At 72.6% G+C, this 12,405-nt stretch carries 8 protein-coding genes; 2 read left to right on the top strand and 6 right to left on the bottom strand.

All coding sequences use genetic code 11. The annotated features are described in order from the left end of the window. Nucleotide 1: 1 nt before the first annotated feature. The 4 genes from WMF42_RS34060 to WMF42_RS34045 form a co-directional block, all read right to left on the bottom strand. The gene (locus tag WMF42_RS34060; protein ID WP_437687108.1) at nucleotides 2-574 is read right to left on the bottom strand and encodes a hypothetical protein; all 573 of its coding nucleotides are present in this window, start codon (nucleotides 572-574) and stop codon (nucleotides 2-4) included. Beyond that, the gene (locus tag WMF42_RS34055) at nucleotides 549-1,112 is read right to left on the bottom strand and encodes a hypothetical protein (RefSeq protein ID WP_233562611.1); all 564 of its coding nucleotides are present in this window, start codon (nucleotides 1,110-1,112) and stop codon (nucleotides 549-551) included. The genes WMF42_RS34060 and WMF42_RS34055 overlap by 26 nt, the downstream gene beginning before the upstream one ends. Nucleotides 1,113-1,663: 551 nt before the next feature. After that, the gene (locus WMF42_RS34050; protein WP_061612773.1) at nucleotides 1,664-2,341 is read right to left on the bottom strand and encodes a hypothetical protein; all 678 of its coding nucleotides are present in this window, start codon (nucleotides 2,339-2,341) and stop codon (nucleotides 1,664-1,666) included. A gap of 291 nt (nucleotides 2,342-2,632) precedes the next feature. Then, on the bottom strand, nucleotides 2,633-4,285 hold the full coding sequence (locus tag WMF42_RS34045; protein WP_437687105.1) for an ATP-dependent DNA ligase: 1,653 nt from the start codon (nucleotides 4,283-4,285) through the stop codon (nucleotides 2,633-2,635). Between the two features lie 976 nt (nucleotides 4,286-5,261). On the opposite strand from WMF42_RS34045, the gene WMF42_RS34040 reads away from it, so the two are divergent. Then, on the top strand, nucleotides 5,262-6,299 hold the full coding sequence (locus tag WMF42_RS34040) for a D-alanine--D-alanine ligase (protein WP_061612775.1): 1,038 nt from the start codon (nucleotides 5,262-5,264) through the stop codon (nucleotides 6,297-6,299). Between the two features lie 95 nt (nucleotides 6,300-6,394). On the opposite strand, the gene WMF42_RS34035 is transcribed toward WMF42_RS34040, so the two are convergent. Further along, nucleotides 6,395-10,495, bottom strand: coding sequence for a kelch repeat-containing protein (locus WMF42_RS34035; RefSeq protein WP_437687103.1), 4,101 nt, complete (start codon nucleotides 10,493-10,495; stop codon nucleotides 6,395-6,397). Nucleotides 10,496-10,602: 107 nt separating this feature from the next. Further along, the gene (locus WMF42_RS34030; RefSeq protein WP_061607609.1) at nucleotides 10,603-11,088 is read right to left on the bottom strand and encodes a hypothetical protein; all 486 of its coding nucleotides are present in this window, start codon (nucleotides 11,086-11,088) and stop codon (nucleotides 10,603-10,605) included. Nucleotides 11,089-11,262: 174 nt separating this feature from the next. On the opposite strand from WMF42_RS34030, the gene WMF42_RS34025 reads away from it, so the two are divergent. After that, nucleotides 11,263-12,285: an NADP-dependent oxidoreductase gene (locus WMF42_RS34025; RefSeq protein WP_434042782.1), complete on the top strand. Its 1,023-nt coding sequence runs from the start codon at nucleotides 11,263-11,265 to the stop codon at nucleotides 12,283-12,285. Nucleotides 12,286-12,405: the final 120 nt, after the last annotated feature.

The following is a 12,405-nucleotide window of genomic DNA, read 5'->3' as shown; positions in this document are numbered from 1 at the left end:
CCTACCAGAAGATCCGACCCGCCGCTGCGGGCTCCACGCTGACACCGGACCACGCGAGCGTCCTGATGAAGCGCACGCCGCACGTCGCCACGACCGCCACGTGCTGCGTCGACAGGTAGGCGGCCCCGAGCTCCGCGGCCGGGAAGAAACCGAGGTACCGCAGGCACAACCCCCACGCGTTGCACACGGGGATGCGCCCGAAGTCGAGCCGCGCCGTGAACTCGAGGGAGACGGGCGCGCGGAACGGCACGACGCGGGCCGACGCCGCCGGGCCTCCCAGGAAGCCGAGCCAGCGCGCGTCGCCGCCCAGACCGAAGAGCCCCGCGTCGGCGCCGAGGCCGACGTCCACGGCATCACGGAGGGGCCATCGATGCATGCCGGTGACCGACGGCATGATGCCGCCGGTCGCGCGCGTGGCGCTCGCCCCCAGCACGACATAGGCGGCCTTGACGTCGACTTGCCATCGCGGGGGCGCGCCCTCTTCCGCACGGGCGCCCGTGGACACGAACGACAGCGCGATGATCCCGGCGCACGGCCCCGCCAGCGCGCTACCTGGCCATCTCCGGCGGACCATCGTCGGCCTGCGCCTTTCTCCGAGCAGCGCGGAGCGCCGCGAGCCAGTGCGCCTGGTCCGGGTCGCTGTCCCACGGCGGCGCCTCCCGGTAGAGCGTGTCCCAGTATTCCCATACGGCCGCCTCGGTTGTGGCCGGATCGCTCTCGCCTTCGGGCGCCTCCACGACGCGATCCACGAAAGAGCACCATGGCTCCGAGGTGCGGTGGCTCAGGCTCATCCACGGTCGAGCGGGCTCCCCGCCAAAGCGTCCATCGCTGCTCTGGAGAAAGCCTTCGTAGGCGCTCTGCGCGAGGGCCCTCTGCCAGCGGTAGTTGACCGACATCGTGCAGGTGTCGCGGTACATCGCGGCCCAGATGCGGTCCTCCTCCGGGACGTCCTCCCGCCATGCGCTCGCATAGAGCGCGCGGAGCTCCTCCTCGCGTGAAGCAAGCTCCTCTCGACTGGCCGGCGGCGGCAGGGCCCTGATCGCGCGGTCGCGCGCGGCGCTCGGCCCGGGGAGCTCGTGCGCGGCGCCCCAGCCGACGGGCGGCTTCAGCATCGGGGGAATGGGCCTCGTCAGCGTTTTCGGTTTTCCGCGACGCCCGATCCGAAACCCCCTCCGGAAAGCGCGGAGCGCCTGGGCCCGGAGCTCCTCGGCCGTGTCGTCGGACGTCAGCATTCGCCAGAAATAGGTCCGGTGGAGGCGAGACGTCGGGTCTGCCTCAGCGAGCTCGCCTGTGCCGGGGCGCTCCTTCTTGAGGGCCTCGAACATGACAAAGAACGCGCTCTGGACGGCCTCGAGGAGCATCGGCCAGGGCGGAGCCGGCTGCCTGTCGAAGCGTCCGTGGGGGCTCGGGGGAGCGCCTGCGTTGCCCTGGCCGACGCCCGGGGGTCGCGAATCGTCGATCCACCGCGCGAACTTCTCGCGGCGTCGCTCTGCCCATGCGCGGTCCTCCTCGAGCAGGCCATCGTCCCATGCTTCGGCGCATACCTGGCCCAGATTTTCAAGGTCCCAATTCCATGAACCAGGATCCTTGGTTGTAAACAGCCCGTATCCGTGAGCTCCCTCGCGCGCCATGAGGATTCCCGGCGGGAACTTCGCCAGCCATCTCACGGCCGATCTCCCGGTTCGTTGTCCTCAGGAACCGTGGGCTCTTCGCCCGGCAAGTCGGTGGGCCTCGGCGGGCAGCCCCAGCCAGGCCCGGCGCCGAGCGGGCAGAGGAGCGGGACGAGCTCAGGAAGGGCCCATCCGGGAGGCGGCGCCGGTAGCACGATCAGGGAGCTGATGACGTCGTCCGGCTTGACTGCGTCGGGATCCGTGAGCGCGGCCGGTCCGGTCTCGGGGTCATAGCGGAAGTCCCACACGAAGCGGCACTCGACGGTCGCTCCACCCGGGATTGGTAGACTGTTCTGGAGGTCGGTTATCCTGGCCTGACGCTCCAGGTAATACCATTCGTCCTTGCACATGACGTACGTCAAATTGAAGGGTCGTTTCAGGAGACAGTCGCGCATATAATCCACGGTGAGCCGCGGCTCCTGATCAGCCCAGGCGGTCCACTGACCACCGGCCTGGTAGCGGCACTGGAGCTTGCCCACCTGATCTTCGGGTGGCCTGCCTTGAAGCCACTTGACCGCCGCGCCGTTCATGGCCAGCCGTGTGAGGTACTCCGCTGTTTCCGGCGGCGCTGCCGCGATCCTGTCTCTCAGCTCGTCGCGGTCGCTGGGATCCACGATAGAGCAGCCGCAGGCGAGCACGGTCACCAGGGCACCGCCCAGCCGAGTGTTCATCGGTCTTCCCCCCCTCCAAGATCGACAGTCCACCCCCGCGCGGACCGTGGGCTACCCTACCAGCACCGCTCCGCGCCGGTCAACGCTCAATGGCGGAGCGAGCGCGCTGGTTCCCGGCAACGAAGCCTTAGATTCCGTCCGTAGCTTGCGCGCCCTGGGACGTTGTTCGGGAGCGGATCGCCGCGTGTCTTCGCACGAATGGTGAATGGAAACCGTCGTTTGCGACGAAGCAGACACGGGGCGTGCTGCCGCTGCCCCGATGTTCGGCCACAGCGTCTCCGAGGCGTCGCCTCACCCGGCCGGCCCCTCGCTGCCCCCGGGCGCCTCGCGCGCCGCCGGCTCGCCCTCCGCCTTGTCGCCGCCCGCGGCCTCGCGCGCGGGGGCGCTCCCCTCGGCCGCCTCGCGCGCGAGCGCGCCGGCGTGGATGGCGCGCACCTCGTCGATCGTGCTGGCGTCGGCGGCGGCCTTGTCGGGGCGGTAGCGCTTCACGCGGGCGAAGCGGAGCGCGAGGCCGCCAGGGTACTGCGGGCTCGCCTGCACGCCGTCAAAGGCGATCTCGACGACGAGCTCCGGCCGCACGTGGACTGTATAGGCGTCGCGCGCGATCTCGAGCTCGAGCAGCCGCTGGGTCTGCCAGGTGAGCATCTCGTCGGTCATGCCCTTGAACGTCTTGCCGAGCATCACGAACGCGCCCGCGGCAGGGTCGCGCGCGCCGAGGTGCAGGTTGCTGAGCAGCCCGCGGCGCCTGCCGCTCCCCCACTCGACCGCCAGCACGACGAGGTCGAGCGTGTGCGTGCGCTTCACCTTGAGCCACGAGCTGCCGCGCCGCCCGGCCTCGTACGGCGCGGCGAGCGACTTGGCCATCACCCCCTCGTGGCCCCGGGCGAGCGCGTCCGCGAAGAACGCCTCGGCCTCGGCCGCCGTCGGGAGCTCGATCCGCGGGACCCGCAGCGACCTGTCGAGCACCTGCCGGAGCGCGGCGGCGCGCTCGCTGCCAGACCGGTCGAGCAGATCCTCGCCGTCGAGGTGCAGCACGTCGAAGAAGAGGGCGCGCAGCGGCAGCTCGGCCCGCAGCGCGGCCAGGTCGAGCGTGCGGCCGAAGCGGCGCATCGTGACCTGGAACGGGTGCGGCGCGCCGTCCGGCCGCAGCGCGATCGCCTCCCCGTCCAGCACGAGCGAGCGGGCCGGGAGCGCCCGCACCGCCTCGACGATCTCCGGGACCGCCTTCGTGACGGGGTTGAGGCTGCGGCTGAAGACGCGCACCTCGTCGCCGGCCTTGTGCACCTGCACGCGCGCGCCGTCGAGCTTCCACTCCAGCGCCATCGCGCGGAGCTCGCCGAGCGCCGCCGTGACGTCGTCGGCGGCCTGCGCCAGCATCGGCTGCACCGGGCGGAGGAGCTGCAGCGAGAAGCGCTGGAGGCCGACCGCCCCCTCGAGGAGCGCCGTCTTGGCGACCTCGGCCGCGTCGCCGGCCAGCATGACAGCCCGCCGCAGCGAGGCCGGCGGCAGCCCGGCGGCGCGCGCCACCGCCTCGATCATCACCGCCTCGAGCGCGCCCTGGCGGAGCTCGCCGACAAGGAGCCGCGCGAAGAAGTCGCGCTCGGCCCCTGTCGCCCGGGCAAAGAGCCGGCCGAGCGCAGCGCGGCGCTGACCCGCAGAGCCAGATCCCGTTGTGCGCGCGATCTCCGTGAAGACAGCGTCGGTCTCCCCGAGCGTGAGCGCGGGCTCGGCCGCGGCAGGGCCCGCGCGGCGCGCCTCGGTGACGATCGACGGCCCGAGGCCGATGCGGCCCTGGCGCAGCCGGCCGGCGAGCCAGTCCACGCCGATCTCCACCTCCTCGGGCGAGAGGCGGCGCAGGAGGTCGGCGAGGGCGGCGATCTTCTCGAGACGGCTGGACGTCGTGGCGACACGCTCGGAAGTGGCGACGAGATCGGAGACGAGCACGCAAGTATCCTACCCTGGCACCTCTCGAGCGCACGCTCGACGGGTCAGTGATGAGGCCGCCGCGATGTGTCCTCTACAACCGAGCCGAGGAACTCCGCAGGATCGGACCTGACCCACAGGCGCCAAGTGTTCTCCGCATGGGCTGAGCGGGAGACTACCAAAGGGTGGTAGAGTGCGGGGCAGAAAAGAGCGCTTTCGGGCCGGATTGTCGCCACGTCCAAGTGCGGCCATTTACGGGGAGCGCAGAGGAATTATCACGTTATCTCTCGCGACTCCCCTTCATCGCCGGAAACACAGCAGCAGATACCCTGGCTCCAGCCGCCTGGCCGACGGATCGAGCGTCCTTCGTCGCGTCGGCCGCGTCGCCTCGCAGCGGCGCGGCGATCGGGCGCTCTCCAGCGCCTCGCCGAGGAGGGGAGTCCGGCGCACCTCCTTTCACGTCGTTCTCCTCCCTTCCGAGTCGAGCGCTCCGGCGCCGATCAGCCCCTGCGGCCGGCCGGTCGGCGCGGGGTGCAGCGAGATGGTGAAAGAGCGCCTCGCACACGCCTCGACGCGCTCGCGCGCCGCTCGTGCGATGCAGGGGCGCGAACGGCATGACGCGCCTGCGGTGCGCCCCGGAACGGGCACCGCGCGAGGGGCCGATCTCCTCGCCCCGCGGCGCCGAACACCCCGCGAGAGGCCCTCCGCCGCGCCCGCCTCCCCCGACGGCGCGATCGCTCCGTTTAGTTGACCTCCGCCGCTGGCCTTGATACCGGGTTGGCGGTCAGCGCGTCGTGGGCAGGTGAACACGGCGGGCGGGCGCAGTTTTCCTCAACCACAGCTCAGGAATACCGCCCATTCGCTGCAAGGCCGCCATGATCGGGCCTTGGGAGCCGCTGGCTTGGTTTTTGCGCAGTGTCTCTCCGGCAGTCTGACTGTACCGGAAGAGGCTGGCGTTGTGTTGGTGTCCGCACGGGAAGGCGACGGAGGTTCTTCGATGGTGGAGCGGCAAGTCCGGAAGCGGGTCGGCGTCGTGATGGGCGGCTCGTCGGGTGAGCGCGAGGTGTCCCTTCGCTCGGGCGCGGCCGTCGCCGAGGCGCTCGAGGCGCGCGGGTACGATGTCGTCCGGATCACGCTCGGTGACCGGTTCGGCGCGGAGCTCTGCGCCACGCTGCAGCGCGCGCAGCTCGACGCGGCGTTCCTGGCCCTGCACGGACGGCTCGGTGAGGACGGGTGCGTGCAAGGCGTCCTGGAGCTCGCCCAGGTCCCGTATACAGGGTCGAGCGTGCTCGCGAGCGCCCTCGCGATGGACAAGCTGAAGGCCAAGGAGATGTTCCGGCTGCACAACGTGCCGACGCCTCCCTACTACACTGTGGGTGCTCACCAGGACCTCGAAGAGCTCGACGCGATTCACGGCTCGTTCGGGTTCCCTGTCATCGTGAAGCCGCGCGGCGAGGGGTCGAGCCTCGGCGTGGCCAAGGCAGGGTCGCTCGAGGAGCTCCAGGCGGCGCTCGCGCTGGCGTTCGAGTTCGACGACGCGGCCATCGTGGAGCGGTTCGTGGCCGGGACCGAGGTCAACGTGGGGATCCTGGACGGGAAGGTCCTTGGCGCGATCGAGATCGTCCCGAAGAAGGGGCTTTATGACTACGAGGCCAAGTACACACCCGGTATGACCGAGTACCACATGCCGGCGCGCCTCCCGCCGACCCGCTACCGCGGGGTCCTCAACCTGGCGGAGCGGGCGGCCCAGGCGCTCGGGTGCACCGGCGCCGTGCGCGTGGACCTGCTCGTGACCGGCGGAGAGAACGAGTACGTGCTCGAGGTGAACACCCTGCCGGGCATGACCCAGACGAGCCTCCTGCCGAAGATCGCGGCGGCGGCAGGCTACGAGTTCGGCGACCTCTGCGAGGCCATCCTGGCGAGCGCCCGGCTGCACCAGCCGGTGCGGCGCCGCGCCCCCGCCGCCTCGGAGCTCCGCCTCAACGAGCGGGGACAGTCCCCGAGCCGGCTGCGGCTCGTCAAGTCGGCGGTCTGAGCGCCGGCGCCCGGCACGGGGCTGAACGCGGGCGCCCGCACGGGGCGCCCCGCAGCACCGGGTAAGAAGCCCACCTCGCTGCCCTCGGGGGCAGATCAGCGCGAAGTCTGGATCGCAGGCCCGGTAGCAGGGGGCCGCGCCGCGCGTCGACTGCGGCCAGGGCGCCGGCACCGCGCGGCGGCCAGGGCTGCGGCGAGCAGCCAGGGCGCGGCCGAGCCGACGGGGCCAGGGCCGGCGTCGGGCGCGGCGGCGCAGCCGTTTCCGCGCAGGTGCGGCGGGCCGCTCCCCTCCGGGGCGGGCCTGGGCGGCGCGCCGCCGTCGCCGCCAGAGCCGCCGTCGCCGCCAGAGCCTCCGGCGCCGCCAGAGCCGGTCGACGCGGCGGCGCCGCCGGAGCCGCCGTCGCCGCCAGCGCCGCCGCCAGAGCCGTCGGTGGCCTCCGCGAGCAAGCAGCCCCCGGCGATGCACTCGCCGCCCGGACAGGGCGCGCGGTCGAGCTTGTAGCGCTGTCCGCAGTTGCCGGTGGCCCGCTCGCAGACGGCGACCCGGCAGACGGCGGCGTCGGGCTGCGGGCAGAGGAAGGGATTGCTGCCCACGCAGGCGCCGTTCTGGCAGGTATCGGTCTGCGTGCAGGCGTTGCCGTCGTCGCAGGGGCTGCCGTCGGCCTTGCGCGGGCTCGCGCAATCGCAGGCGTCGCCGATCCCGTCGCCGTTGGCGTCGGCCTGGTCGGGGTTCGCGATGAGCGGGCAGTTGTCCGCCGCGTCGCCATGGCCGTCGGCGTCGTCGTCGTCGTCGCAGGCGTCGCCGAGCGGGTCGCCCCCGGACAGGCCTCCATCGGTGTTGGCCTGGGACGTGTTCGGGACCGAAGGGCAGTTGTCCTCGTGGTCGGCGATCCCGTCAGCGTCGCTGTCGAGCGTGCAGACGCCGGCCAGGCATAGCCCGCTGAGGCACTCGTTCGGGAGCGCGCACGCGGCGCCGACGGGCTTCTTCGGCAGGCAGTCGCCGCCGGTCGTCGCGCAATAGGCGGTGTCGGCGCACTGGGTGTCGAAGGCGCAGCCCGCGAGACAGGCGCCCGCGACGCAGCGGTGATCGCCGCAGGAGCGCGTGTCCCCGTCGGCGCAGACGCCGAGCCCGTCGCAGAGGGGGGCCTCGACGAGCTCGGTGGCGCCGTTGCACGAGGCCGCGCCGCAGGGGGTGCCCGGCGCCCGGAGCTGGCAGGAGCCGCGGCCGTCGCAGAAGCCGGTGGCGCCGCAGGTGGGGGCCGGCTCCGCGGCGCAGTCGCCGTCCGGATCGGCGCCGGCCTGGATGGGCCCGCACCTGCCGTCGGGGCCGGCGCCCTTCTTCGCGGCGGAGCAGGCCATGCAGGCGCCCGCGCAAGGAGCGTCGCAGCAGACGCCGTCGACGCAGGAGTCGCCGGCGCAGTCCGCGTCGGCGGCGCAGGGAGCGCCGGGGAGCACGGGGGAGTAGAGCTCGGCGGTGGCGAGGGCGCCGCCGGGGCCATCGCCGCCGGTGACCAGGACCTTGCCATGGCGCAGCAGCGTCGCTGCGTGGCCAGATCGCTCGGAGTACATCGTCGCTGCCGGAGACCAGCTGTCCGTGGCCCGGTCGTAGACCTCGGCGCTCGCGGCGCCAAGGCCCGCGGAGGCGGCCTTGCCCTCGACAAGGACCCGCCCGTCCAGGAGCCGCGTTGCCCTGTGCAGGTAGCGCGTGGTGCTCATGGGGGCCCGCGCCGTCCAGCGGTGGGTCGCCGGGTCGTACACCTCTGCGCTCGAGAGGTCGACGTAGTCGGGCCCGTAGCCGCCCACGACAAGGGCTTGCCCGTCGTCGAGCAGGGTCGTCGTGTGCATGTAGCGCGCGATGACCATCGGTTCTGCCGCCGTCCATCTGCCCGTCATGGGGTCGAAGATCTCCGCGCTCGCGAGGGGGACGTAGTCGGTTCCTTCGCCCCCGGCGACAAGGACCCGCCCGTCGTTCAGCAGCGTCGCCGTGTGCCTCTGGCGCGCGGTGATCATCGGTCCTGCCGCCGTCCAGCTGCGCGCCACGGGGTCGAAGATCTCCGCGCTCGCGAGGGGGACGTAGTCGGCCCCGTAGCCGCCGGCGACGAGGACCCGCCCGTCGTTCAGCAGGGTCGCCGTGGGCATGTCGCGCGCGGTGAGCATCGGTGCTTCCGCCGTCCATCTGCCCGTCATGGGGTCGAAGATCTCCGCGCTCGCGAGGGGGAAGTAGCTGGCCCCGTAGCCGCCGGCGACAAGGACCCGCCCATCGTCGAGGAGCGTCGCCGTGTGTTCGTAGCGCGCGTCGAGCATCCCCTCCGCCGCGGTCCAGGTTCCATCCGCCGGGCTGAAGATCTCCGCGCCCGCGAGGGGGAAGTAGCCGGCCCCGTAGCCGCCAGCGACAAGGACCCGCCCGTCGGCCAGCAGCGTTGCCGTATGCAACTGGCGCGAGTCCATCATCGGCGCTGCTTTCGACCACGGGCTTGCGCCCGACAGGTCGTAGACCTCAGCGGTCGCATAGACGCCCCGATTGCCGCCCATCACGAGCACGTCGCCGTTCGTGAGCCGCGTCGCTGTATGACCGGTGCGGCCCACGGCCATCGCCGGTGCATCCGACCACGACCCCGCCGTCGGGTCGTAGATCTCCGCGTCCGCGAGGTACCGGGACCGATCGGACTCGCCCTCGACAGCGGACCCGCCCGCGACGAGGACCCGCCCGTCCACCAGCAACGTCGCCGTGTGCTGAGAGCGCCCGATGGTCATCGGCGCGGTCAGCGCCCAGCTACCGCTCACCGGATCATAGATCTCCGCGCTCGCGAACTCGCGCTCTTCTTCCTCCTCCTCTTCTTCCTCTCCCCGGTAGATCTCGGCGCCGCCCGTGACCAGGACGCGCCCGTCATCGAGCAGCGTCGCCGCGTGCCGCTGGCGCGCCGAGCTCATCGGCCGCACCGGCGTCCAGCGGTTCGCCGCCGGGTCGTACAGCTCCGCGCTCTCCAGCGCGTCCAGGCCGTCGTAGCCGCCCGTGACAAGGACCCGCCCGTCGCCGAGCAGCGTCGCCGTGTGCCCGTAGCGTCCGGTGCTCATGGGCGCCGCCGCGGTCCAGGTGCCCTCCCGTGGGTCGTACAGCTCGGCGCTCGCGAGATGGGCGCCGTCACTCCAGCCGCCCACGACGAGGATCGACCCGCTGTCGAGCCGCGTCGCCGTGGGGCGCTCGCGCGCGGCGCTCATCGGCCGCGCCGGTGTCCAGCGGTCCTCCGCCGGGTCGTACAGCTCCGCGCTCGCCAGCGCGCCCGAGGCGCCGGAGCCGCCCACGACCAGGACTCGCCCGCTGTCCAGCAGCAGGGCGGCGTGATCGTAGCGCGGGCCGCTCATCGGCTGCGCCGGCGCCCAGCCGTCGTCCGCCGGGTCGTACAGCTCCGCGCTCGCGAGATACATGTCGCCGCGCCTGCCGCCCGCGACAAGAACCCGCCCATCGTCACCGCCGAGCCCCGTGGCCGTGTGCCCCCCGTCCCGCCCCTCGGCCGGCGCCCCGACGGGGCGCCACAGCGGATCCACGAGCAGGAACTCCCCCGACGCCTCGGCCAGCAGCGCGATCTCCGACCCGCGCGCCTCGAGGCGCACCGCGATCGGCCGTCCACCCTCCGCGAACGCTCGCGGCGCGGTGACGCGCAGCCGCGGTGTCCCCGCGGCGTCCACCACCTCGACGGCCTCGCCGCGCTGCCGCAGCGCCGCGCCGTCGACCTCCCAGACGGCCGCGGGGGCGCCGGCCGGCGCGGCGCCGGGCTCCACGGTGAGCCATTCCTCGATGCCGCCGGCGGCGGCCCTCCAGAACGACGCGCCGCCGGCGCGGCCGTAGATCACCGCGCCGTCCACGATCGCCCCCGGGCCGGAGGCGCCTGTCTCCCGCACCCGCACCTCGAAGCCGCCCGGGCCCGAGAGCCGCACCCAGCCGCCGCCGTCGCGCGGCAGCTCGGCCTGGAGCCGCCGCCCGCGCCCGGCCGGGCCCGCCGCGCCCAGCGCGAAGCCGCCCTCCGTCGCCGACGGCGCGTCGTGCGCGCTGCCGCCCAGCACCTCGGCGGCCTGCGCTGGGAACCGGCGCTGCACCTGCGCTGCCGCTGCGGCCGCCGCGGCGCGGTCGTGCCCCGTCGCGCACCCGAGCGCGCTCATCCACCCCGCCACGGTCACCAGGATGACCACGGCCAGCACGCGAAAAGCCGACCCAGCTCGCATGGCGTCGAATGTCTCACGCCGGTCCGCCAGTCACAACAGCGCCGCGAGCGCGCTGCCGCCCGCGCCGCGCGGCGCGGTGCAGCTCACACGAGCGACGTGGAGATACCGATCTTGGGATGATAGACGCCGACCCTGCGCTTCCCTCTCCGGGTCTCGGGCGTCACGAGCACCACCATGCTCTTGACGAGCGGCGCATCCGCGCGAATCCGCACGTGCTCGCCCGCGACGACGACGTGCCAGATGTTCACCGTCCCGAACCGGGTCACGACGACACCCTCGTAGATCTGCGCGGGCGACGGCGCGCCGCGCAGCGCCAGGCGACAGGCCGTGTAGCTGCCCAGCGCCTGATACAGGAGCACGAGGGGCATGACGACATACGAGAAGGCGACCACCATCGACGCGAGATCGCTGTCCCGGTAATACCAGCCGACGGCGAGGATCCCCGCCCAGACGAGCAGCGCGTACCCCACGCCCGCGATCTGGTGCCGAGCGTGCCGCAGGGCCGCCCAGGGGCGCGGGGGCGGCTCGCGGAGCTCTTCGGGCAACTGGGTCGCGCTGTGGGACGCCATCGTGCCGTCCCGGCATAACCTCGACGGCCGCGGAGCTCAACCGTGCAGCGCGGGCTCAACCGCCTTTCGCTGCCTGGCCCCGCGGAAGCGCGCGCTCGCTCAGCTCGCCTGGGCCGCTGCGCGCGGGTCTTATCCGCTGGAAATCTCGGGCGGGTCGAGCAGGATCGCTGGACCATGACCCCCCTGCGCAACCGCAAATTCGTCCTCGCCGCGCGGCCGGCCGGCGAGCCCAAGGCGTCCGATTTCAAGCTGATCGAGGAGGAGATCCCCGAGCCCGGCGAGGGCCGCGCGCTGCTGCGCACGCTGTACCTGTCGCTCGACCCCTACATGCGAGGGCGCATGAACGCCGGCAAGTCGTACGCGCCGCCTGTCGAGATCGGCGACGTGATGGTCGGCGGCGCGGTGAGCGAGGTGGTCCGGTCGGGCGTCGCCGGCCTGTCGCCGGGCGACATCGTCGAGGGGCGGACGGGCTGGCAGGCGTACGCGATCACCGACGGGAGCGGCCTGCGCAAGGTGGATCCCGCGCTCGGCCCTGTCTCGACGGCGCTCGGCGTGCTGGGGATGCCGGGGATGACGGCCTACACCGGGCTGCTCAACCTCGGCCAGCCGAAGCCGGGCGAGACCGTGGTTGTCGCGGCGGCCTCCGGGGCGGTGGGCTCGCTCGTGGGGCAGATCGCCAAGATCAAGGGCTGCCGGGCGGTCGGCGTTGCGGGCGGGCCGCGCAAGTGCGATCACGTGGTGAACGAGCTCGGCTTCGACGCCTGCGTCGACCACCGCGGCCCCGACATGGCCGACCGCCTGAAGGCGGCCTGCCCGGACGGGATCGACGTGTATTTCGAGAACGTCGGCGGCGCCGTGTTCGAGGCGGTGCTGCCGCTGTTGAACCCCTTTGCCCGCGTGCCGGTCTGCGGCCTGATCGCCCACTACAACGACGTCGCGCCGCCCCCCGGGCCGGACCGCCTGCCAGACCTGATGAGACAGGTGCTCTCGAAGCGGTTGATGCTGCGCGGCTTCATCGTCGGCGACTTCGCCGAGCAGCGCGGCGAGTTCCTGGAGGAGACGAGCCGCTGGATCCGCGAGGGGCGCGTCAAGTACCGCGAGGACGTCGTCGAGGGGCTGGAGAAGGCGCCCGAGGCGTTCATCGGTCTGCTCAAGGGAGAGAACTTCGGCAAGCTGGTGGTGCGCGTCGCGTCCTGAGCGGCGGTTGTCAGGGGGCACGAGGTTTCATGAGAAGAGATTGAACCACAGAGGCACAGAGGGCACAGAGGAGAGAAGAGAAGGGAGGGATTGCGGTCTGTCTCTCTGTGTCTGTGCTCT

The organism is Sorangium sp. So ce176, from assembly GCF_051519835.1.
GTDB lineage: Bacteria > Myxococcota_A > Polyangia > Polyangiales > Polyangiaceae > Sorangium > Sorangium cellulosum_G.
This window is presented reverse-complemented; position numbering and strand designations above follow the sequence as displayed.